The organism is Jiella soli (assembly GCF_020615385.1).
Lineage (GTDB): Bacteria > Pseudomonadota > Alphaproteobacteria > Rhizobiales > Rhizobiaceae > VKMB-3413.
Window position 1 is genome coordinate 47,706 of the sequence record NZ_JAJAVB010000007.1, and the last position, 21,015, is coordinate 68,720.

Below are 21,015 nucleotides of genomic sequence, written 5' to 3' on the forward strand. Positions count from 1 at the left end.
TTCACGCCTGAGCGAAACCCAGCTCGTCGTCCCCGAGCGGCGCCAACACGGCGGCGAGGCGCTCTGACTCCAGATCCTCGACCCGCCCCTCCGGCCAGCGCGGCGACCGGTCCTTGTCAATCAGCGCGGCGCGCGTGCCCTCGACGAAGTCGCCATGCGACTGCGCGCGATAGGTGAAGCGGTATTCGTGGGCGAGCGCGGTCTCGATGGCAGGTTCCGCCCGCACCGCGCGCACCAGCGCCAGGGTCGCTGCGACCGACAGCGGCGAGCCCTTGCGGATCGTTGCCGCGGCCTTCGCGGAAAAGTCGCCTGCCTCGGCCTCGAGCGCGCGCAGGATGGCGGCGGCATCCTCGCCGGAAAACAGCCGGTCGATCTCCGGCAGCCGGCCCGCGAGTTCGCTTTCGGGCGCGGCTTCGGCAAATTCGGCGATCGCGGCGGGATCGCCCGTCTCCTCCAGCCGCTCGGCCAGCGCGGGAAGGCGCTCCGACGGCACGAAGGTGTCGGCAAAGCCCGCGAGGATCGCGTCCCCTGCCGTCATGCGGTGGCCGGTGAGGGCGAGATATTCGCCGAGCCGGCCCGGCGCTTCGGCCAGAAGCAGCGAGGCCCCGACATCGGGGACGAGGCCGATCGCGCATTCGGGCATCGCCACCATGACGCGCTCTGTGACGATGCGGTGGCTGGCATGGCCGGCAATGCCGACGCCGCCGCCCATCACGATCCCGTCCATCAGCGCGACAACAGGCTTGCCGTAGCGCGCGATCAGCCGGTTCATCCGGTATTCGTCGGCAAAGAAACGCCGGGCCGGTTCGAAGCGCCCCGCCTTTCCGTCAGCGTAGATCGAGGCGATGTCGCCGCCGGCCGAGAAGGCCTTCTCGCCGGACCCGTCGATCAGGACGAGTTGGACGCTCTCGTCCCCGGCCCAGTCTTCCAGCACCGTCTCGATCGTCCGCACCATGGCGTGCGACAGCGCATTCAGCGCCTTCGGCCGGTTCAGCGTGATGCGGCCCGCCCGGCCGGCGATGCGGGCGATGACCTCTGCCATGTCATTCTCAGTCATCGGCTCACGAAGCCTCCGCCAGGAGCGCGCGTGCGGTGATCAGGCGCATGATCTCGTTGGTCCCTTCCAGGATCTGGTGAACGCGAAGATCGCGGACGATCTTCTCGATGCCGTAATCGGCGAGATAGCCGTAGCCGCCATGCAGCTGCAGCGCCATGTTGGCGACCTCGAAGCTGGTGTCGGTGACGAGGCGCTTCGCCATGGCGCAGAACTTGGTGGCGTCGGGCGTCTTCCGGTCGAGCTTCCAGGCCGCTTGGTAGAGGAAGATGCGCGAGGCCTGGAGCCCGGTCTCCATGTCGGCCAGGCGGAACTGCAGCGCCTGGAAATCGGTGAGCTGCTTGTGGAAGGCTTGGCGCTCGCGCATGTAGGCGATCGCCTTGTCGAGCGCGGCCTGCGCGGCGCCGAGCGCGCAGGCTGCGATGTTGAGCCTTCCGCCGTCGAGCCCCATCATGGCGTAGGAAAAGCCCTTGCCGGCCTCGCCGAGGAGCGCCGAGCCCGGCACGCGGCAGCCGTCGAAGCGCACTTCCGCCGTCGGCTGGGCGCGCCAACCCATCTTCTTCTCCGGCGCGCCGAAGGAGAGCCCCTCCGTGCCCTTCTCGACGAGCAGCGCCGAGATGCCCTTCGGTCCCGCCTCGCCGGTCCGCGCCATCACGACATAGAGGTCGGACGTGCCGGCGCCGGAGATGAAGCTCTTGGCGCCATCGAGGACATAGCCGTTGCCCTCGCGCTTTGCCGTCGTCTTCAGCGCCGCCGCGTCAGAGCCGGAGCCGCGCTCGGTCAGGCAGTAGCTCGCAACGATCTGCATGCCGGCGAGCTTCGGCAGCCATTCGGCGCGCTGCTCTTCAGATCCGAAGGAATCCACCATCCAGGCGACCATGTTGTGGATCGACAGGAAGGCCGAGACCGAGGGATCGCCATAGGACAGCGCCTCGAAGATCAGCGCCGAATCGAGCCGCGTCAGCCCGGTGCCGTAGTCGTCGCGCACGGTGATCGCCGCCATGCCGAGCGCGGCGAGTTCGTCGAGGACGTCGCGCGGCAGGCGCTCGTCCTCTTCCCATCTGGCCGCGAATGGCGCCATCTTCTCCACCGCGAAGTCCCGCGCCATCTGGAAGATGTGTGCCTGTTCCTCGCTCAGCGAAAAGTCCATCTTGGTTCCTCCCGGGACATGGGGCCCCGCCCTGGCCGCACGCCCTGTCATAGCAGACCAAGCGCGTCTCTCCAGCGGGCGTTCCAGCCGCCGCCGAAGATGACGCCGAAAGGTCGCGAGCGATCCGGCCGTTTCGCAAGACATGGTCCTTCTGAGCGCGCCTTCCACGGTTGGCGCTCCGCTCCCGAGCCAGGTGCCTTGTGGTCAGAGGGTGTCCGGTCGAAGCGATCCGGCGCCGAGAAAGACGGCGGCGCTCAGGCGTCCCGAGATCCGGCACTTCCAAGGCAGTCAAGGAACCCGCCGATGTCGCGTTAGCGCATCGGGCGACAAATCGGCATCGCTCGATGCTCTCGATCTCCTTGGTGGCGCGCCGGGTGGCCGAAAAACCGGTTTCCACTTTTTCGCCCGGCGCTCTAGACGGCGTCGATACGGCCAGTCGCCGCGAGCCGGCGATTGGCGCGTTGCACGCCCGCGATGATCCGCATCCGGTGCGCCCGCGAGCCATGCCAGCGGGCGAGATCGAGCGCGACGAGCCCCATGAACCTGCGCGCAGACGAGGCCTGGATGACGATCGACATGGTGTTTGCGCGGCCGCAAAGTCCGCCGCCGTCGATCCCCTAGAACGACCGCATCGGTCATAAGCCGATGTCAAGACTAGGATCTGTGCGATGAGAAATTACAAACCCGTCCTCAACACCGTCTTCGCCGGCATCGCTTTCGCTGCCATGGCGCTGCCGGCCTATGCCGCCGAGCACGAGGTGAAGATGCTGAACAAGGGCGAGAAGGGCATCATGGTCTTCGAGCCCGACCTCGTGCGTGCGGAACCCGGCGACACGATCCATTTCATCGCCGTCGATGCCGGCCACAATGCCGAGACGATCGGCGGGATGATCCCGGAAGGCGCGGAGACCTTCAAGGGCAAGCCAAGCCAGGATGTCACGGTGACCCTCGACGAGGAAGGTGTCTACGGCATCCGATGCACGCCCCATTACGGCATGGGCATGGTCGCGCTGATCGTGGTCGGAGAACCGACCAATCTGGCCGAAGCCGAGAAGGTCAAGAATCCCGGCAAGGCCAAGAAGAATTTCGCCGACCTGTTCGACCGGGTAAAGCAGTAACCCGCCCAGAAGCGCACCAGACAAGTGCACAAAAAGGGGCCGGTGGTCATAAGCCACCGGCCCCCTTTTTCGGCTCCTCGGCCGGCGATCAGACGCGAATATCGACGCCCCGCGCACGCAATTGCGATATCTGCTCGAACGTCATCAGGACGGCGGCCGTCGACAGGGCATCGGCTCTTGCCGCGTTGTCGGCAACGACCGAAGCGCGGGCGACTGAAGACGTAACCAGCCCCTGGCGCGGATGGATGATGTGCCCGAACCGGCCCGCCGCGTCGAATGTCGTGCCGCGCGGCATGGAGGTTGCCACCGCCCGATCGGTCAAGGTCAACCGATCCGAAACCGTATCTTGATCCGGTGCCCGTTTCAGACCGATCCGCCATCCTCGCCCGTCGCGCCCGCCTCCCAGGGCGACGATCTCGCCGATGTCGAGCAGGACGTTGTCGAAGCCCCGCCCCTTGAGCAGTGCCGCCACCCGGTCGGTGATGAAGCCCTGGGCGATGCCGTTCAGTGTCATGGCCATTGCGGGGCGCGCATAGGCCACCGCGTCCGCATCGAACCGCACCGCCTCAAAGCCGACCTTGGCGAGGGCTGCGTCGAGGCTTTTCTCCGGCAGCTCCGTCGACCGAGTGTCCGCTCTCGCGAAGTGCTCGGCATAGGCCGCAAACAACGGCTGTACGGTGGGATCGAACAGACCGCCCGTCTCGCGGTGCGCGGCCGCGGCGAGTGTCAACACCGCCAGGAGTTCGGGCGATGGTGCGGAGAGCTTTCCCTTGCGGTTGAGACGGGACAACTCGCTGTCCGCCCGATAGAGGCTGAAAATCGCCTCCAGCCGGCGGATTTCGGCTGTCACCGCGGCGAAGGCCTCGTCTGCCAGCGGTTGCGGCGCGCCGGCGAGCTGGATCGTCGCGTGAGCTCCCAGAGCCTGGCCGGTCCAGCGCTGAAGCGCTCCTGCTGCCAGAACGCTGGCAGGCCACGAGCTTGCAACGGCCGAGCCGGCGAAGGCCGCGCCGATGAAGAGCAGCCTTCGCCGACTGATCCGAGACGAGAGGGTCGCGTCCATAATTCTACATCCTTGCATGTGCTGCCGGCATCGCCCCGCCCGACTGCGCCCCATCCACCTCGGCCGCGCCTGGCATGGCGGGGGCGCGCACATAGCTGTCGGGGATATCGGCGAGGCTGACGAGGCGGCCACCCTTTTTGGCAATGAAGGCTTCGGCCTCTTTACGCGTGCCGAAGGGAATGGCTTCGGGCACTTCCATGCCGCCCTTCCGTTGGCTCTCGATGACGTAGCTTGCCGCATCGGCATCGATCCAGTTGTCGACGCCGGGGGCGCCCCAGCTCGGCGCTGCGCCCATGTCGCTGACATAGACGGCGCGGATTTCGGCGTCGCGTTCGGGATCGTGAAGATAGGCGACGGCATCGCTGACCTGAGCGAACCACAGCGGATGGTCGGTGTGCGCCAGATGGATCTGCGCCTTCGGCCCGTTATGGTCCATCACATACATCTGACAGTAATGTCCGACCGCTTCATCGGTCATGGCGACGGGAAGCGGCTTGGTGTCCGTCTCTTGCGAACAGGCGGAAAGCGCCGCGAGAGCGGCGGCCAAAGCCGCGGCGACGATGAGCGATTTCATGGACGAAGTCTCCGGAAGCGGACAAGGCCGGCCGACAGCATGACGACGAGCCAGCCCGCCAGGGCCACCAGCGCCAGCGCGGGCGGAAACGGCAGGCTGCGTGCCAGCCCGTCGATCCCGGCAACAGGCGCTGAGGCCTCGAGGGCGGCCAGATTGAAAAGACGGAAGGCATCGCCGGGATTGGCGACCACCAGCAGCGGGAAGATGGTCTTGGTGAACATGCCGCCATCGTCGACGATCAATCCCGCCAGAAGAGCGAGATCGTAAAGAACGACGAGAAGCAGCCAGATTCCCACCAGAAGCGCGGCGGCCGTTCCGACCCGCGGTGTCGATGCGGAGACAAGGATGCCGATCGCGACGAAGACCGCACCGAGCAGTATTCCCGTGACGATGAGCCTCGCCCAGGCAAGTGCGCCGCCCGGATCGAAGCCATGGACAAGCGTCACCGCGGCGCCGGCGATGCCGTAGCCCACGACGATCGCCACGGACAGGACCGCCAGATGGCCGAGGAACTTGCCGATCAGGATCTCGGAGCGGCGGACCGGTGTCGCCAGCACCAGAGGCAGGGTGTTGCGCTCGATTTCGCCGGCGATCGTCTCGTAAGAGAGGAGTAGCGCGATCAGCGGAATGAGATAGACCGACAGGGTCGCAAGGCTCGCCGCCGTCAGCGTCAGCGCGCTCGCGCCGCGAGAACCCGCCGGCCCCGCCCCGAGGAAGGCCAGCGCGAGCGCGAACAGCACCAGGATCAAGGTTGCAAGCAGGACCCAGCGGTTGCGGCTGGCCAGCCGCGTTTCCGTGCTGGCCACGGCGGCGATACGGGACAGAGATTTCATGCTGCGTCTCCGGGGGCCGCCGGCTTGCTGTAATGGCGATAGACGTCGTCGAGCCGCGGGGTGTCGATGTCGATATCGGCGACGACATCGCCGAGCGCGGCGAGACGCGACAGCACCGCCATCTTGTCGCCGGCCCCACAGTCGAGTTCCACCGAGCGACCGTTGAGGCGACGCCCTCCGATCTTGGCGTGCAGTGCGTCCGCGTCGGCTCCCTTCGCCCTGACGCGCACCTTGATGGGCAAAGCGGCCGCCCCCGCGAGATCGGCCAGACGGCCCTCGGCCACCAGCCTCCCCTTCGACAGGATCGCGATCCTGTCGGTCTTCGCCTCGACCTCGGTCAACGAATGGGAGGACAGCAGCACGGCCGCGCCCTGCCTGGCGACCCGGTCGACAAAATCGTAGAATTCGCCCCGCGAGATGGGATCGAGGCCGCTGGTCGGTTCGTCCAGAAGCAGGAGGTCGGGCCGGCCAATAAGGGCCTGGGCGAGCCCGAGACGCTGGCGCATGCCCTTGGAATACGTGCCGACGCGCCGCTTCGAGGCATCTGCGATGCCGACGATCTCCATGAGTTCGAGCGCCTTCTTCGGGGGCTCGCCCTTGAGGCGGGCGAAATAGGTGATCACCTCAGACCCTGTTAGCGCTTTGGGAAAGGCGACCGCTTCGGGAAGATAGCTGACGGCGCGCCGCGCTCGTTCGCTGCCGGGCGCAGCGCCCGCGATGCGAATGGTGCCCGCATTCGGAGAGAGAAAGCCGAGGATCGCGCGAAAAAGCGTCGATTTGCCCGCGCCGTTATGGCCGAGCAAGGCCAGCCGTTCGCCCTTTTGAACCGACAGCGAAACTTGCTCGAGCGCTGTCAGCGAACCGAAGGCGATCGTCAGATCCTCGACGCCAAGAAGAACCTCGTTTGTCATGGCTGACCCGCCTGTCGTTGAGTGTCTGGTCTCACGCCGATGCCCTCGGGGCGCATCAGGGGACGGCTGTCGACGACGCCGCCGGGAAGCAGTTCCGGAAAGCGCGACTGGGACCAGCGGATCAGCTGGATCGCCGGCGACCCCAGGAGCAGCTTGGCCATCGGCTGTCGCCAGGTCACCAGGTCGATCGCGTCGTTCGGCCGGTAAGGCGCGTCGGCGATGCCGTCGCCATCGATGTCGTAGGCGACGTGATCGGACCAGTAATTGCCGCGCCCGTCCTCGCTCCATTCGAGCCAGCTTGTGCCGACGTGCTTCACCTGGGTGCGATTGTTCACGAAGGCGTTGCCGGCAACCGTGACGTTCTGCGATCCGGCGGTGAAGTGAACGCCGATGCCGCAGCCCTCGAAGAGGTTTCCGCTCACGCGGTCGGAATTGGCGTTGTAGACGAAGAGGCACTTCTCGCCGCCTTGGCGCACCGCGTTGTGCTCGAACACCGAGTTGTTGACGAAGTTCAGGAAGATGCCGTGGGTCCGATCGCCGACGGACAGATTGTCCCGCACGGCGAGCTTCTTCGAATACATGAAGGCAAAACCCATCTCGTTGCCGCGCGAGACGTTGCCGGTCACCTCGATGTCGTTGGCGTACATCGAATGGAAGGCGAAGCGCAGTCCCGAGATCCGGTTTCGCCGATAGACCGCGTGATGCGATGTGGTGATGAAGATGCCGTCGCGGCCGCCGGAAATCTGGTTGTCCTCGGCCAGGAGACCCGGCGCGTTCCACACATAAAGGCCGGAGCCGCGCTCGTTGCGGCGCAGATCGCTGCGATTGGCGATGCGGTTGCCGCTGACGATGGCGTCGACGCCGCCCTGAACGTCGATGCCGATCAGATTGCCCTCGACATGGTTGTCGAGGATACGTGCCCGATCCGCGCCCTTGGCGATGGCGATGCCGGCATCGAGCTCGTCGAGGCGGACACCGGATCCGGTGACGACGACACCGCGAACCGTGACGTCGGCGGCGGTGACCATGATGACGGTGCCTTCTCCGGGACCGACGATCCGCGCCTGGCCGCCGCCGAGAATGGTCAGCGGCCGGTCGACCGTGATGGCCCCGGGATAGGTGCCGGCGCCGAGCCGGAGGACATCCCCCGGCTCGGCCCTGTCGATGGCCGCCGCGATCGCTCCCGCTCCCGGCGCGACGGCGATCTCTTCGGCGGCCGCATCGAGCGGTCCGCCAAACAGAAGGACAAGCGCCACGAGTTCGATGAAGCGTCGCATCGGGCCGCTCCTCAGGCGCTCTTCGGTTTCACCAGCATGCGGCCGCGCATCTCCATGTGGAGCGCGTGGCAGAACCACTGGCAGTAGTACCAGTGAACGCCCGGCCGGTCGGCCGTGAAGGTGATGGAGGCCGTCGCCTGCGGTGCGACCTCCATGGCGACGCCATGGTTGCCGAGGGTGAAGCCGTGCGTCAGGTCGTCCACCTCGTCCATGTTGGTGACGTAGACCGTGACCTCGTCGCCCTGGTTGACCTCGAACTGCTCGAGCGAGAAGGCGGGTGCCACGGAGTGCATCCACACGCGCACCTTGTTGCCGTCGCGGACCACATCGGCCGGCCAGTCGGGATCGACGCCGTCCGCTTCGGCCTGTTTGCGGGCCTCGGCGAACATCGGGTCCTTGCGGTCCCAGACCGACACGGGATTGACCACGTCGGCGCGCACGATGATGCAGTCATGCGGCTCGGCGAAGGTCGGCCCGTCATGGACGAGTTTCATGTCGCCGTTCGAGATGTCGATGAGCTGGTCGTTCTCCGGCTTCAGCGGACCGACGTTCAGGAAGCGGTCCTTGGAGAACTTGTTCAGGGAGATGAGGTATTTGCCGTCGGCCTCCAGGGTCTCGCCCATGGAGGTGTGGTTGTGGCCCGGCTGGTAGTGCACGTCGATCTTCTGAAGGATCGGATCGACGTCCTCGCCCTTGAACTTCTGGACGGCCTTGTCGATGTTCCACATCGCCACCTGGCTGTCGAGGAACAGCGTGGTGAAGGCGTTGCCCTTGCCGTCGAAGGCGGTGTGGAGCGGCCCGAGGCCCAGTTCCGGCTCGGCGACCACGGCCGAACGCGGCTCGGCGCCGTCGAACACGGCGTCGAGCAGATCGACGTCGATCACCGTCACCGTCGGCGACAGTTTGCCGTTGATGCAAAGGTGCTTCTTGTCCGGCGCCATGTTGCAGCCATGCGGGCTGTTGGAGACCGGGATGTAGGCCGTGTAAGGCGAGCCGTGACGGCCGTCGATCACCTTGACGCCCTGGTATTCCTTGTAGTCGCCTTTCTCCACCGCCTCTTCGATGCGCTTGATGTTGAAGATGACGACCCAGTCCTGCTCCTTGGCGGTCATCTCGGCGAGCGTCACGCCCTCTTCCGAATTGTAGCAGGTCGAGAAGGCGTATTTGCCCGCGTAGTCGGCATCGCAATTGTCGAGATTGCCATCGACGATCACCTGCCAGGCGATTTCCATCGTGTCGCCGTCGATAGCGGTGAAGATGGAGACGTATTTCGTCGGATCGTCGAGGATGATGCCGTCATTGGGCAGCGGGATCCGGTGCTCGCCATTGGCGAAGACGTAGCCGGTGCGCGGCCATTTCTGCGGGCGCAGACCGTGGATGTCCGACGTGTTCGGGATCTCGATGATCTTGTCGGTCTTCATGACGTCGAGGCGAATGCGCGCGACGCGGGTGTTCGCCTTGTCGTTGGCGAACAGGTAGCGCCCGTCATAGGTGCCCTCGGTGAAGGACATGTGCGGATGGTGCAGGTCGCCATTGTGGTAGGTCTGCATGCCGCGCTTGCCGAGGAATTCCTTCGTCTCCGGCAAGAGGCCTTCCGTCAGGATCTTCAGGCTCTCGTTGGTGGACCCCCAACCGGTGGCCGAACAGCGGTTGAACACCGGAATGCGAACCAGTTCGCGCATCGACGGCATGCCGATGACCCTGATCTCTCCCGACTGACCGGACGACCAGAAGCCGTAATATTCGTCGAGCTCGCCCGGCTTGACCTCGAAACTGCCCGCTTCCTGAGCGGCAGCGGGCCCGATCAGGCTCCTGCCGCCGGCCAGCACCGCCCCGGCGAGCACCGCTCCGCCGGCTGTGCCGCTGAACAGCGTGCGCCGTGAGATTTTCATCTTCTCGTCCGACATGTTCGTCTTCCCTCTCTTGCTTGAATCTCAGGATGCTGGAGCCGGCGCGTCTCGGGCCGGCGTTTGGACGGCCGGCTTCGCCGGTCCGGACGGCTTGATGCCGATCTGCTTCTCGAAGCGCTCGCGCTTCTTGATACGGGCGACGACCACCGGGCACCGCTTGGTGTGCTGGTAGAGCACCTGGCAGTGGAGGCAGGAGATGCACTCGTTGGGATTGATCTCGCCGGTGGGATGGATGGCCTGGACCGGGCATTCATGCGCGCAGGTCTGGCAGGGATTGCCGCATTCCTTGTAGCGCTTGAGCCAGCGGAACATGTGGAGGCGGGCCGGGATCGCGAGGCCGGCGCCGAGCGGGCAGACGTAGCGGCAGTAGAAGCGCTCGATGAACAGGCCCGGAGCGAGGCACGCCAGCGCGAACAGGACGTAGGGCCACGAGCGATCGAACTTGAGGATGATCGCGGTCTTGAACGGCTCGACCTCGGCATAGTGCTCGGCGGCGGACAACGAGTAGAGCGACAGGCCGAACAGGCCGAGAAAGATGATGTACTTCACCGGCCACAGGCGTTCATGCAGCCCCCAGGGCAGCGTGACCTGAGGCACCTTCAGGGCGCGGGCGATCTTGTTGGTCAGCTCCTGCAGGGCGCCGAACGGACACAGCCAGCCGCAATAGGCGCCGCGCGCCCAGAACAGAAGGGCTGCCGCCACCGCGAACCACAGGAGGAAGATCAGCGGGTCCATCAGGAACGTCTCCCAACGGAAGTCGGAAAACACCGCCGAGGCGAAGGCCAGCACATTGACCACGGAGAGCTGGGCGTTGGCGTACCAGCCGATGAAGACCAGCGTGAAGGCAAGGAAGACGGTGCGGATGATGCCGAACACCCGCTCGTTTCGGGTGGCGAGCGACTGGAAGAAGAACAACCCCGTCAGAAAGGCGAGCGCGCCGCCGAGGATGACGATCTCGGTCCGCTTGGCCTGCCAGATCCGCGTCCACAGCGCATTGCGGATATCCGCCGCGTCTTCCGGGACCATCGTCTCGGCCGGAGTGTCGCTGCTGGCGGCGGCGGTATCGGCTTGCGGCTGCGGTGCGACCGTCTTCAGGTAGCGCTCGGGCAGATCGTAGCCGACATCGTAGGTCAGGAACACTTTCTCGATCGCCCCGACCGCGCGCTGCACCAGCAGCTGGAGACGCCAGGGCTTTGCCGGATCGAACCCGGTCCCGGCCGGCACGATGAACAGATCCGCCTCCTCGAAGCCGGGGGCACCATCGGCCGCGATCCGCACCACCCGGCGGTGCTCGCGGTCGCGGAAGCGATGCGAGACGTCGTCCTGAATCATCTGGATGCGGTCGAAGATGCCGCCGCGCACATAGCCCGATCCCTTGAAGGACCAGCGGCCATTGCCGGCGATCAGGATCGCCTCGTCGCCCTCCTCCAGCAGATCTTGGAGATTGTCGTAGGCCGCATCTCCAAGGAGGCTCCGGCCGATGGAGGGCTGGCTGGCGAGGCCGACCCACAAATCGATGTAAGGGGCCGTCTCCGGCCCGGCCTCGGCGCGCTTTTCGGTGCGCTCGTCGCCGAGGGCAGCGAAATCCTGGTTGATGGCCGCGACGTCGACCACGAAGTGCCGCAGCGAGCCGTCACCGGCGAGGGTCTGCCAGTCCTGCACCGCGTCGACGCTGCGATCGACGGCCTGCTGCGGCCCCGCCGGACCGGTCTCCGGCTCGAAACTCCCGAGCGAAAGCGCCTTGGCCACCTTGATGGCGGCGCGCCGGATCGAATCGTCGATCACCATGATGGTGACGGTGGCGCCCGAGACGATATCGAGATCGTGGCCGGTGTCCTCGCCCGCCGCTTCCTTGTTGAGGTCGAGGCCGGCGTATCGTGCCGTGACCGCCTTGATCTTCGCCTCGGGAATCCCGACCAGGACGATCGGCTCGGAGTGTTTCACGAGCCGCACACCGGTCACGACCGCCTTGTCGGAGATTCCGACAAGGACATGGATGGGCTTGCCGGAATAGCCGGTCGTGGGCACGAAATCGGAGGTGAGAAACACCCAGCCGATCGTCTTGCCGCCCGAAAGCGCGGGCACAACCGGGACATCCTCGCGGATTTCACCGTAGGCGTCGGCGCCGGGCACGAGATCGGCGGCAACGACCGTCTCGAGATATTCGCCGACGAGCGGTCCGCCCGACACGGCCTGCGCCGGAACCGGCGACAAGAGCATCAGGAGCAGGAACGCGAGCGCATGGAGGCTCCATCCGGGCGCGCGTTTCGCGCCGGTGTCGTGGCGTTGCATGATTTCTTCCTTGGTTGCCCGAAACGCTTGAGCGAGCCGCGTCCAGCGGCCGTATCGTCTCAAAGCCGAGGCGAAAGGTCGTTGTCGAGGGCGGCGGGTTCGTCCTCGTTCAGCCCCGTCTTGAAGGCCTTGATGCCCTTGGCGACATCGCCCATGAGCTCCGGAATCTTGCCGCGCCCGAACAGCAGCATCACAACCGCCAGGACAATGAGCCAATGCCAGATGCTGAAACTACCCATGATCGGATTCCTCTGTGCATCGTGCTTTCGTTTTCCGGAAACGGCCTCCGGTCTTCGTGTCGTTGCTGTAGGTCGGGAGACCGGGGCCGACTTTGCGGTTGCGCAAACTCGGCACTCATTTCACGCCGAGGGGCGGCCGCAGATGGGCTAGCGGCAGAAATGCGAAGGCGAGGAGCCAGAGCACCGCGCTGATGCCGAGAAGCGGCACGTAAAACTCCGCGACCAGAGGCGCTGCCACACGCGCCAGAGCTGCCAGATTCGCGGCGATCAGGGCCAGGCGTATCGGCTGCGGCGCGGCGCGGCGTCCCTGCCCTCGCGTCGCCGACAGGCGCCCCATGACGGCGAGCGTCATCGTGCCGATGGCGCCCGCAGTCAGGGCATGGAGGGCGCTGTCGGGCGGAACCAGAAGAAACGGCCGGGCGGCCAGCCCCGCGAGCAGCGTCCCCGCCGCGAGCCATCCATAGCCCAGATGAAGCGCCGCAAGGCCCATTTCGCGGAGCAGCCATCCCCGCCAACGCAGCAGGCGAACGACATGGAGTACGCCCGCCCCCATCATCGTCGCAGCCGTCACCGGATGAGCCGGTGCGACGACAAAGGACACCAGTCCGGCGGAGGCGACAAACAGAACGGCGATGTCGAATCGGCCATAGGGTTCCGGCACCCGCTCGGCACGCGCACCGGACAGGGCATTTCGGGTGAAGCTCGGCACCAACCTGCCTCCGACTGCCGCGATCAGCAGCGCACCCACGCTGATCCCCGTGCGGGCGAGAATGGCTGCGGCTTCGGCGTCGCCGGCCGAAAGACGATGGGCGATCGAAGCGAGAGCCAGGAGCGGAAACAGCATCAGGCCATGGCGCGACTGCTGCGCCGACTTGACCCGCGCCTCGCGGGCAAGAACCAGGAACAGCGTCAGCGGAAAGATCGCATCGACGATCGTCCCCGGCCAGAACGGCAGGACGAGCGGCAGGACGCGCCCTGCGAGCCAGAGCGCGAACAGCGCGGCGAGGCGATAGCCGGAAGCCGGCAGCTTGCCCGACCAGTTCGGCGTCGCCGACAGGAGATAACCGGCAATGACGGCGGGCAGAAATCCGAACACCATCTCGTGGGCATGCCATGTGAGCGGCGACAGATGAGCGACCTCGCCAACTCCGGAAACGAACATCCACGCCCAGAGCGGCACGGCGGCGGCGGCATGAAGACAGGCGCCGAGAAAGAACGGACGAAAAGAGGCGGCGAACAGCCATCCCGCCTCCGTCCTCATCCGGGATGCGACCAGCCTCGGGGACGCGGACATGAGACAGACACCCTCTGTTGTGCTGATCATGCGCAATAGAGGCACGAATGCTCGTCAACGTTGTTCCCGAGCAAAGAAGACCGCGATGACCGGCGCTACACTCCTTTGATCAGGCCACCTGAATTCATGAACCGATGACAGCCGTGCCGCATCTTTCCGCCATCCGACCCGACCTCGCCGTCGACGACCTTCTCAGACGCCACAAGGCCGCGATTCCGGTCTTCATTCGACGGCGGATGCTCTGCGTCGGGTGCCCCTTCGCCCCGATCCACACGATCGCCGACGCCTGTCTCGAGCATGGGGTCGAGCTGGAGTCGTTGCTGGCGGAGCTGGCGGACGTCCTGTCCGTCGATGGATCCCTGGCCTGATGAGGACGGAAAATTGGACATGACGCAAATCACGCCCACACCAGACGGCTTCGACATAGAAGCGGCGCTCGTCGCCGAAGGCTTCGAGCTCCCTGTCGGGGATGTTCAATTGCTGATGCGGGAAGGGAAGATCACCAGCCGGCTGGATCAGGGCGGAGGCGAGGATGCCGGGACGTTTCGGCTCGTCTTCTTCCATCGTGGCACTCGCCTGACCCTGATCGTCGACGAGAGCGGCCAGGTGCTGCGCCGCTCCTCGATCGCGTTTGCGGGAGAGGAGTTGCCCGCCGCGCTGCACCGTCCGGCACCGTGAATTTCAGTCCTGTTCGGCCTGGCCATCCGCGAGGGCGACAAGGCCGTGCGGATTGCACACGACGATCTTCTTGCGGGAGCTGGAAACCAGCCCCCGACCTTCCCAGGCGCTCAACAGACGGCTGACGGTATGCAGCGTTGCGCCGGTCATCTCCGCGATATCGAGACGCGTGATGGGGAAGTCGATCAGAATGCCCTCCTCCGTCTTTCGCCCCGCCTGGTGAACGAGGCGCAGCAGCGCGTGAGCCACTCGCCGCTCGACCCCTTCCGTCCCAAGCTCGCGGATACGCGTATGGGCTTCCTGAAGGCGCTCGCCGACCGTCGCCAGTGCATTGACGGCCAGAGCCGGGCAGCGCGCGACGAGAAAATCCCACTGGCTCATGGGCCAGACCATCGTCAGGCTTTCGACCACGGCCGTCGCCGTGCCGGGATAGTCGCTGCGGCGGATCGCCTTGGCGATGCCGTAGATATCGCCCGGATGAACGTGTCGAACGAGGATCTGCTGGCCGTCCGGAGCGGTCTGGGTCACTTTCAACCGGCCATGCAGGAGTGCGAAGAACTCGGCGGCCGGATCGCCCTGATTGAAGACGGACATACCGGTCGCCAGTCGGCGCGTGTGGGCCGATTGCAGAACCGCGTCCAGGTCCTCGTCCGCCATCGTGGCGAAGATGTCGAGCTCCTTCAGCACGGACCTGTCTATCCGCTGGGCTGTCATCCTTCGTCTCCATCGGCGCTCTCGTGATTCTCGTGCGCGCCTGCAAGCCGGCACCTCTACTCAACGATCCGCCTCGCCACAACGATCCAGGAAAGGTGGAGCGGCAAGGCCGGCCGGAACGGCCTTGCCGCTCCACCCAGAAGGTTGTGCGGCGAGTTTGCGCCCGGACAACGATGCACGCAGGCCAAGCTGGCAAAACCGGAACCTCGTCAAACAGGATTCCTGCCGATGACCACCATGTCAGACGTCCGCGCGGTACTCGACCTACGCAGCTTGCCATGCACCACCCGCCGCGCGACCATATTCGGGATGTTCGACGCTCTCGAATCCGGACAGGCGTTCGAGATCGTCAACGATCACGATCCGGCGCCGCTGCGCGGCCACTTCGACGCACGCGCCGACGGTTCCTACGACTGGACCTATGTCGAAGCCGGCCCGCGCGAATGGCGCGTCAGGATCACGCGGGGCTGAACGATGGACGTTGTTGAAAACACCGTCCGCCGCGCCCTGCGGACGGTGGACGACCCGGAACTCGGGGTGAATGTCGTCGATCTCGGGCTCGTTCGTTCGGTCGCGATCGACGAGGATCGGGTGGACATCGTGATGATGATGACGACACCGACCTGCCCGATCGGCTCGTTGATCGCCGAAACGGCGAAGGTTGCCGTGGAAAGTCGCATCGGTGGTAACTGGCGGGTGAGCGTTTCCCTCGATCGCTCGGCGGAGTGGAGTCCGGCGCTGGCCTCTCCCGAGGTCCGGGCCCATTTCGAGCCTCACCCGTCAGCGGTGGCAGGCGCATTGAAGGCCGCCTTTTCCCGCCTGTTCAAGCTGGCATGACCCCGTCTCGCATCTTGCGCCCGGCCGCGGCCGGCCTTGCCGCCGCTTCGCTCGTCATGGGCCTGACGGGCGGGCTTGCGCGTCTCGGCATTTCGCCCTCCCCCGCCTCGGCGATGGAGTTTCACGGCGCGCTGATGATCGCCGGCTTCTTCGGAACCCTGATCGGCCTGGAGCGCGCCGTCGCCGATGGTCGGAGCGCGGCATTGATGGTGCCGCTCCTTTCATTGGCAGGCGTGGTGAGCCTCGTCACCGGTTTCGAGCAGGCGGCGGCGGCCGGCTTCCTCCTCGCCGGGCTGGGCCTTACGCTACTCACGGGTCTCGCCTGCTGGCGGCAGCCGACGCTGTTTGCCGCCGTCATGACGATGGGCGCGGCCTTTTTCGTATGGGCGAACGCGCTGTGGCTCAGCGGCCGGACCATCACGGACGTCACCTATATCTGGCTCGGTTTTCTCATCCTGACGATCGCCGGCGAACGGATCGAATTGTCCAGGCTGATGGCGACCTCGGATCTGGCGAAACTCGTCATCACCGGCATCATCGCTCTCTTCACCATGGCGCTGGCCGGCGGCGAACCCTGGAGCGGCTCATGGCTCTTCGGCGCGTCACTCGCCGCTCTGGCGACCTGGCTGCTCGTTCACGACATCGCCCGCAAGACCGTCCGCACCAGGGGCCTGGCGCGCTATTCGGCCTTCTGCCTCCTCGCGGGATATGTCTGGCTCCTGGTCGCGGCGCTCGGTGTCGTCGCCGCGCCACCGGGCGTCGCCGCCTTCGGTCACGACGCGGCGGTGCACGCGATCGGCCTCGGCTTTGTCCTGTCCATGGTCTTCGCGCACGCGCCGATCATCCTTCCGGCGGTCGCCGGAGCGACGGTTCGTTACACGCCGCTGCTCTATCTGCCGACGGCCCTTATCCAGGCAGCCGTGGCGCTACGAGTGGGCGCCGACCTTTCGGGCCGCTTCGACATCCTGCCGGTTGCGGCCTGGGCGACGATCGTCGCCATTCTCCTCTACGGCGCACTCCTGGCCATGACGGCGCTGGTCGGCAAAACCGACGAGGGCCCCGACGCCGGCGCGGCCGGTGAAGCAAAACCCGGTTCCGCCCGGATCGGCCAGCCGGCTCGGGGCGCACAATCCAACGCAAGCCCCGAAAGGGGAATCAGATGACCGCGACGGCACGCTCCTTGTCCCGCCATCCCCACTGGCTTTCGGTCAGCTTTCGGCCCTTCTTCTTCCTCGGCGCCCTGGCGATGGCGGCTTCGGTGCTGGTCTGGCTTTTCGTCCTGTCGGGTGCCGAACTGCCCAGCGCGTTCATCCCGCGCGACTGGCACGTTCACACGATGCTCTTTGGCGCGATACCCGCCATCATCGCCGGCTTTTCCTTGACGGCGGTGAGCAACTGGACGGGCCGCCCGCCCGTCTCGGGCGGGCTCCTGCTCGCTCTCGTGATCTTGTGGCTGGCGGGTCGCCTCGCCACGTCGGTCTCGACCATTATCGGGTTCTGGCCGGCCGCCGCTGTCGATCTTCTGTTCCTGCCCGGTCTCGCCCTGGTGTTCGGCCGCGAGGTGATCGCCGCCGGCAACTGGCGCAACCTGCGCGTCCTCGTCCTGATCGTGCTGATCGCGCTCGCCGATTTCGGCTTTCAGATGGAAGTTGCCAGCACGGGGCTTGCGGAGACGAGCGTGCGGGCCGGCATCGCATTCGTGCTCGCCCTCGTCATGCTGATCGGCGGACGCATCGTCCCCGCCTTCACCCGCAACTGGCTCAAGGCGCGCGAGGCAACCCGGCTTCCGGCCCCGTTCAGCACTCTCGATACGGTCGCCTTGACCGTCTCGTTGGCCGCGCTGGGCGTGTGGACGGCGCTGCCGGACCATCTCTCGGCCGCGGCTCTGCTCTTTGCGGCGGCCGGCCTGAACACGGCGCGGCTGACGCGTTGGTGCGGTCTTGCGACACGCTCGGAGCCGTTGCTCTTCGTTCTTCACGTCGCCTTCGCCACGGTGCCTCTTGGCTTTGCCGCCGTCACAGCCGGGATCGTCGCCCCGGCGCTCGTCGAGCCGGCCGCGGCGCTGCATGTCTGGACGGCGGGCACATTCGGCCTGATGACGCTGGCGGTGATGATCCGCGCCGCTCGCGGCCACTCGGGACGGCCGTTGACGGCCGGTACCTTCGAGACGACCCTGTTCGTGCTGGTGCTAGTTGGCACCTTCGCCCGAATGGCCGCCCCTTATGCCGGTGGCGCCTATCTCATCCTTCTCGATGTGGCGGGACTTGCCTGGGCGGCGGCCTTCCTCGGCTTTGCTGCCGGTTATGCCGGACTTCTTCTCACGAGACGGGGAAGCGCGTCGTAGTCCCCGGAAAAAACGCGAGAAACATAGGCGGCAACTAAGTTTCGGTGCTGAAGACGGCAGCCAACGAATGGTGTCGTTCCGGCCCAAGGAGCGAAACCGATCTTGTTGAAAAGTAAGCGCCATGAATTCACTGCTTTAGGCGATCCAGCGGGGAATCGCGATTTTATCATTCCGAACACCTGCACTAGAAAGATGAGGCGGCGATTCGTGGCGGCGACAGATGACCATCCGCGGCGAGTGCTCCGCAGGGTAGCCAAATCAATGGAGACCAGATGATGGTTTCACAACTCACACGCGGCGAACGGGAAGTGGGCATCTTGATCGCAGCAGCGGTTGCGCTGTGCGGACTGGCGCTCGCGATAGCGGGACGCAACGATCCCCTCGGCGTCCACGGTGCCTTCGTGCTCGTCGGGAGCGTCGCGCTGATCGTCCTCCTGCTGTCCCGCCTCGATAGCCCGGAGCCAGATGTCAGCCGGCGTCCGTCGGAGTACTACGACGACCCGATCAAGGTCGGTGTCGCATTGTCGATGCTTTGGGCCGTCTTTGGCATGTTCGTCGGCGTCTGGGTCGCCGCGGAACTGGCCTGGCCATTTCTCAACTTCGAGACGGCATGGCTCAGCTTCGGTCGCCTCCGGCCTGCCCATACGACCGGCGTCATCTTCGGTTTCGGCGGCAATGCCCTGATCGCCACATCCTTCCATGTCGTGCAGCGGACATCGCGGGCGCGGCTTGCTGGCCAGGTGAGCCCCTGGTTCGTGCTCCTCGGCTACAACCTCTTCTGCTTTCTTGCCGTCACCGGCTACCTGATGGGTCTGACGCAGTCGAAGGAGTATGCCGAACCGGAATGGTACGCCGACCTGTGGCTGGTCGTCGTCTGGGTGACGTACTTCGTCCTCTTTCTGCGGACGATCGCCCGGCGGAAGGAACCGCACATCTACGTCGCCAACTGGTACTTCATGGCGTTCATCGTGGTCGTGGCGATCCTGCACATCGTCAATAACCTCGCGATACCGGTGTCCCTTGGTCACGCCTGGAGCTATCCGATCTGGTCGGGCGTCCAGGACGCGATGGTGCAGTGGTGGTATGGCCACAACGCCGTGGCCTTCTTCCTGACCGCCGGCTTTCTCGGCATGTTGTACTACTATCTGCCGAAGCGGGCCGAACGGCCGATCTTCTCCTACCGCCTGTCGATCCTCAGCTTCTGGGGCATCACCTTCTTCTACATGTGGGCGGGCTCTCACCACCTGCACTACACGGCCCTGCCCCACTGGGTGCAGACCCTCGGAATGACGTTTTCCGTCATGCTGCTGGTCCCCTCGTGGGCCTCGGCCGGCAACGCGATCCTGACCCTCAACGGCGCGTGGCACAAGGTCCGCGACGACGCGACGCTGCGCTTCATGTTCGTTGCGGCCGTATTCTACGGGCTATCGACGTTCGAAGGATCCTTCCTCGCCATCCGTCCCGTAAACTCGCTCTCGCATTACACGGACTGGACCGTCGGACATGTGCATGCCGGGGCGCTTGGCTGGGTTGCACTCATCACGTTCGGCTCGATCTACACGCTGGTGCCGTCGCTCTGGAAGCGGGAAAGGATGTATTCGGCGGCGCTGGTCGAGGTCCATTTCTGGCTCGCGCTGATCGGCACGCTGATCTACGTCTTCGCGATGTGGAACTCCGGGATCGTCCAGGGGCTGATGTGGCGCACCTATACGGAAAGCGGCACCCTCGCCTACTCCTTCCTCGACTCCCTTGTCGCCATGTATCCCTACTACATTGCCCGGACGATCGGAGGACTTCTGTTTCTGCTCGGCGCCATCGTCGGCTGTTACAACATCTGGATGACGGTCCGCGCCAGCCCCGCAGCCGCCGAGACGGCGCTCAAGGACCTGCCGGACGCCCGCTGGGCCGAAGGCACGGCGACCACCCCGGCGGAGTGAAGTCATGGCCGAACTGTTTCACCGAAAGATCGAGCGAACCGCCATCGGATTCGTTCTCGCGATCATCGCGGCCGCGAGCGTCGGCGGGATCATCGAGATCGCTCCTCTGTTCACGATCGACGAGACCGTCGAGGAAGCTCCCGACATGCGGCCATATACGCCACTCGAGCTGGCGGGCCGCAACGTCTACATGCGGGAGGGATGCTATGCGTGCCACTCGCAGATGATCCGCACACTGCGGGACGACGTCGATCGCTACGGTCCTTACTCCCTCGCAGTGGAGTCGCGTTATGACCATCCGATGTTGTGGGGCTCGAAGCGAACCGGGCCTGACCTGGCGCGCATCGGCGGCAAGTATTCCGACATCTGGCACGTCGCGCACCTGACGAATCCCCGCGACGTCGTGCCTCAGTCGAACATGCCGGGCTATCCGTGGCTCGCCCGCACCTCCCTGCGAACCGAGGATCTTGGCCTTCATCTCGCGGCCCAGCAGCGGATCGGTGTTCCCTACACCGATGAGATGATCGCCAACGCGGCCCGGGACGCGCTGGGACAAGCCTTGCCCGACAGCGACTACGCCGCCGGCGTGAAGGAACGGTATGGGGATAAGGCGCAGATCAGTGCCTTCGACGGGGTGACGACGGAACTGACCGAGATGGACGCTCTTGTTGCCTACCTTCAGGTTCTGGGAACCCTGACGGATGCCGCGTACCAAAACACGGCCGCGCCGGAAGAAGCACCGGACGCCGAGGACCTCGCAGCGGGATCCGCCACTTCGTCCGGAAGGCGATGA

At 65.6% G+C, this 21,015-nt stretch carries 22 protein-coding genes; 9 read left to right on the forward strand and 13 right to left on the reverse strand.

Annotated features, from left to right (window positions below):
* Position 1: 1 nt before the first annotated feature.
* The 3 genes from LH400_RS04855 to LH400_RS04865 form a co-directional block, all read right to left on the reverse strand.
* On the reverse strand, positions 2–1,057 hold the full coding sequence (locus tag LH400_RS04855) for an enoyl-CoA hydratase/isomerase family protein (protein ID WP_229151547.1): 1,056 nt from the start codon (positions 1,055–1,057) through the stop codon (positions 2–4).
* Between the two features lie 4 nt (positions 1,058–1,061).
* Entirely contained in the window at positions 1,062–2,204 is a 1,143-nt protein-coding gene (locus LH400_RS04860; RefSeq protein WP_229151548.1) for an acyl-CoA dehydrogenase family protein, read from the reverse strand.
* 413 nt (positions 2,205–2,617) lie between these two features.
* Complete coding sequence (locus LH400_RS04865; RefSeq protein ID WP_229151549.1) at positions 2,618–2,782, reverse strand: hypothetical protein; 165 nt, start codon at positions 2,780–2,782, stop codon at positions 2,618–2,620.
* Between the two features lie 90 nt (positions 2,783–2,872).
* Between LH400_RS04865 and LH400_RS04870 the strand changes: the two genes are divergently transcribed.
* Positions 2,873–3,322 (forward strand): pseudoazurin, encoded by a 450-nt coding sequence (locus LH400_RS04870; RefSeq protein WP_370638331.1) that lies wholly within the window; start codon positions 2,873–2,875, stop codon positions 3,320–3,322.
* 88 nt (positions 3,323–3,410) lie between these two features.
* Here LH400_RS04870 and LH400_RS04875 read toward each other — a convergent pair whose 3' ends face one another.
* The 9 genes from LH400_RS04875 to LH400_RS04915 form a co-directional block, all read right to left on the reverse strand.
* On the reverse strand, positions 3,411–4,475 hold the full coding sequence (locus LH400_RS04875; protein ID WP_370638332.1) for an FAD:protein FMN transferase: 1,065 nt from the start codon (positions 4,473–4,475) through the stop codon (positions 3,411–3,413).
* A complete protein-coding gene (locus LH400_RS04880) occupies positions 4,387–4,860 on the reverse strand; it encodes a nitrous oxide reductase accessory protein NosL (protein WP_229151551.1) in 474 nt (157 codons plus the stop codon). Before LH400_RS04880 ends, LH400_RS04875 begins: the two co-directional genes overlap by 89 nt.
* A 92-nt stretch (positions 4,861–4,952) precedes the next feature.
* Positions 4,953–5,789: an ABC transporter permease gene (locus LH400_RS04885; protein WP_229151552.1), complete on the reverse strand. Its 837-nt coding sequence runs from the start codon at positions 5,787–5,789 to the stop codon at positions 4,953–4,955.
* The gene (locus LH400_RS04890; protein WP_229151553.1) at positions 5,786–6,700 is read right to left on the reverse strand and encodes an ABC transporter ATP-binding protein; all 915 of its coding nucleotides are present in this window, start codon (positions 6,698–6,700) and stop codon (positions 5,786–5,788) included. Before LH400_RS04890 ends, LH400_RS04885 begins: the two co-directional genes overlap by 4 nt.
* Positions 6,697–7,977, reverse strand: a complete 1,281-nt coding sequence (locus tag LH400_RS04895; protein ID WP_229151554.1) for a nitrous oxide reductase family maturation protein NosD — start codon at positions 7,975–7,977, stop codon at positions 6,697–6,699. The genes LH400_RS04890 and LH400_RS04895 overlap by 4 nt, the downstream gene beginning before the upstream one ends.
* Before the next feature lie 11 nt (positions 7,978–7,988).
* Positions 7,989–9,884 (reverse strand): TAT-dependent nitrous-oxide reductase, encoded by a 1,896-nt coding sequence (gene nosZ / locus LH400_RS04900; protein ID WP_229151555.1) that lies wholly within the window; start codon positions 9,882–9,884, stop codon positions 7,989–7,991.
* 27 nt (positions 9,885–9,911) lie between these two features.
* A complete protein-coding gene (locus LH400_RS04905; RefSeq protein WP_229151556.1) occupies positions 9,912–12,179 on the reverse strand; it encodes a NosR/NirI family protein in 2,268 nt (755 codons plus the stop codon).
* A gap of 59 nt (positions 12,180–12,238) precedes the next feature.
* The gene (locus LH400_RS04910; RefSeq protein WP_229151557.1) at positions 12,239–12,418 is read right to left on the reverse strand and encodes a twin-arginine translocase TatA/TatE family subunit; all 180 of its coding nucleotides are present in this window, start codon (positions 12,416–12,418) and stop codon (positions 12,239–12,241) included.
* 115 nt (positions 12,419–12,533) lie between these two features.
* Entirely contained in the window at positions 12,534–13,712 is a 1,179-nt protein-coding gene (locus LH400_RS04915) for an NnrS family protein (protein ID WP_229151558.1), read from the reverse strand.
* Positions 13,713–13,855: 143 nt separating this feature from the next.
* On the opposite strand from LH400_RS04915, the gene LH400_RS04920 reads away from it, so the two are divergent.
* Positions 13,856–14,080: a DUF1858 domain-containing protein gene (locus LH400_RS04920; protein ID WP_229151559.1), complete on the forward strand. Its 225-nt coding sequence runs from the start codon at positions 13,856–13,858 to the stop codon at positions 14,078–14,080.
* 19 nt (positions 14,081–14,099) lie between these two features.
* On the forward strand, positions 14,100–14,390 hold the full coding sequence (locus tag LH400_RS04925; protein WP_229151560.1) for a DUF6522 family protein: 291 nt from the start codon (positions 14,100–14,102) through the stop codon (positions 14,388–14,390).
* 3 nt (positions 14,391–14,393) lie between these two features.
* Here LH400_RS04925 and LH400_RS04930 read toward each other — a convergent pair whose 3' ends face one another.
* The gene (locus tag LH400_RS04930; protein WP_229151561.1) at positions 14,394–15,104 is read right to left on the reverse strand and encodes a Crp/Fnr family transcriptional regulator; all 711 of its coding nucleotides are present in this window, start codon (positions 15,102–15,104) and stop codon (positions 14,394–14,396) included.
* Between the two features lie 228 nt (positions 15,105–15,332).
* Between LH400_RS04930 and LH400_RS04935 the strand changes: the two genes are divergently transcribed.
* The 6 genes from LH400_RS04935 to ccoO all read left to right on the forward strand — a co-directional run bounded on the left by LH400_RS04935 (position 15,333) and on the right by ccoO (position 21,015).
* Positions 15,333–15,575, forward strand: coding sequence for a DUF2249 domain-containing protein (locus LH400_RS04935; RefSeq protein ID WP_229151562.1), 243 nt, complete (start codon positions 15,333–15,335; stop codon positions 15,573–15,575).
* A 3-nt stretch (positions 15,576–15,578) separates the two neighbouring features.
* Positions 15,579–15,941: a metal-sulfur cluster assembly factor gene (locus LH400_RS04940; RefSeq protein WP_229151563.1), complete on the forward strand. Its 363-nt coding sequence runs from the start codon at positions 15,579–15,581 to the stop codon at positions 15,939–15,941.
* On the forward strand, positions 15,938–17,104 hold the full coding sequence (locus tag LH400_RS04945) for a DUF8744 domain-containing protein (RefSeq protein WP_229151564.1): 1,167 nt from the start codon (positions 15,938–15,940) through the stop codon (positions 17,102–17,104). Before LH400_RS04940 ends, LH400_RS04945 begins: the two co-directional genes overlap by 4 nt.
* Positions 17,101–18,285 (forward strand): NnrS family protein, encoded by a 1,185-nt coding sequence (locus LH400_RS04950; RefSeq protein WP_229151565.1) that lies wholly within the window; start codon positions 17,101–17,103, stop codon positions 18,283–18,285. The genes LH400_RS04945 and LH400_RS04950 overlap by 4 nt, the downstream gene beginning before the upstream one ends.
* 275 nt (positions 18,286–18,560) lie before the next feature.
* Entirely contained in the window at positions 18,561–20,222 is a 1,662-nt protein-coding gene (gene ccoN / locus LH400_RS04955; protein ID WP_229151618.1) for a cytochrome-c oxidase, cbb3-type subunit I, read from the forward strand.
* Between the two features lie 4 nt (positions 20,223–20,226).
* Positions 20,227–21,015 (forward strand): cytochrome-c oxidase, cbb3-type subunit II, encoded by a 789-nt coding sequence (ccoO, locus tag LH400_RS04960; RefSeq protein WP_229151566.1) that lies wholly within the window; start codon positions 20,227–20,229, stop codon positions 21,013–21,015.

Coding starts and splice junctions, on each gene's coding strand:
- LH400_RS04855 (WP_229151547.1), bottom strand. CDS start 1,057: ATGACTGAGAATGACATGGCAGAGGTCATCGCCCGCATCGCCGGCCGG.
- LH400_RS04860 (WP_229151548.1), bottom strand. CDS start 2,204: ATGGACTTTTCGCTGAGCGAGGAACAGGCACACATCTTCCAGATGGCG.
- LH400_RS04865 (WP_229151549.1), bottom strand. CDS start 2,782: ATGTCGATCGTCATCCAGGCCTCGTCTGCGCGCAGGTTCATGGGGCTC.
- LH400_RS04870 (WP_370638331.1), top strand. CDS start 2,873: ATGAGAAATTACAAACCCGTCCTCAACACCGTCTTCGCCGGCATCGCT.
- LH400_RS04875 (WP_370638332.1), bottom strand. CDS start 4,475: ATGTGCGCGCCCCCGCCATGCCAGGCGCGGCCGAGGTGGATGGGGCGC.
- LH400_RS04880 (WP_229151551.1), bottom strand. CDS start 4,860: ATGACCGATGAAGCGGTCGGACATTACTGTCAGATGTATGTGATGGAC.
- LH400_RS04885 (WP_229151552.1), bottom strand. CDS start 5,789: ATGAAATCTCTGTCCCGTATCGCCGCCGTGGCCAGCACGGAAACGCGG.
- LH400_RS04890 (WP_229151553.1), bottom strand. CDS start 6,700: ATGACAAACGAGGTTCTTCTTGGCGTCGAGGATCTGACGATCGCCTTC.
- LH400_RS04895 (WP_229151554.1), bottom strand. CDS start 7,977: ATGCGACGCTTCATCGAACTCGTGGCGCTTGTCCTTCTGTTTGGCGGA.
- nosZ (WP_229151555.1), bottom strand. CDS start 9,884: ATGTCGGACGAGAAGATGAAAATCTCACGGCGCACGCTGTTCAGCGGC.
- LH400_RS04905 (WP_229151556.1), bottom strand. CDS start 12,179: ATGCAACGCCACGACACCGGCGCGAAACGCGCGCCCGGATGGAGCCTC.
- LH400_RS04910 (WP_229151557.1), bottom strand. CDS start 12,418: ATGGGTAGTTTCAGCATCTGGCATTGGCTCATTGTCCTGGCGGTTGTG.
- LH400_RS04915 (WP_229151558.1), bottom strand. CDS start 13,712: ATGTCCGCGTCCCCGAGGCTGGTCGCATCCCGGATGAGGACGGAGGCG.
- LH400_RS04925 (WP_229151560.1), top strand. CDS start 14,100: ATGACGCAAATCACGCCCACACCAGACGGCTTCGACATAGAAGCGGCG.
- LH400_RS04930 (WP_229151561.1), bottom strand. CDS start 15,104: ATGACAGCCCAGCGGATAGACAGGTCCGTGCTGAAGGAGCTCGACATC.
- LH400_RS04935 (WP_229151562.1), top strand. CDS start 15,333: ATGACCACCATGTCAGACGTCCGCGCGGTACTCGACCTACGCAGCTTG.
- LH400_RS04940 (WP_229151563.1), top strand. CDS start 15,579: ATGGACGTTGTTGAAAACACCGTCCGCCGCGCCCTGCGGACGGTGGAC.
- LH400_RS04945 (WP_229151564.1), top strand. CDS start 15,938: ATGACCCCGTCTCGCATCTTGCGCCCGGCCGCGGCCGGCCTTGCCGCC.
- LH400_RS04950 (WP_229151565.1), top strand. CDS start 17,101: ATGACCGCGACGGCACGCTCCTTGTCCCGCCATCCCCACTGGCTTTCG.
- ccoN (WP_229151618.1), top strand. CDS start 18,561: ATGGTTTCACAACTCACACGCGGCGAACGGGAAGTGGGCATCTTGATC.
- ccoO (WP_229151566.1), top strand. CDS start 20,227: ATGGCCGAACTGTTTCACCGAAAGATCGAGCGAACCGCCATCGGATTC.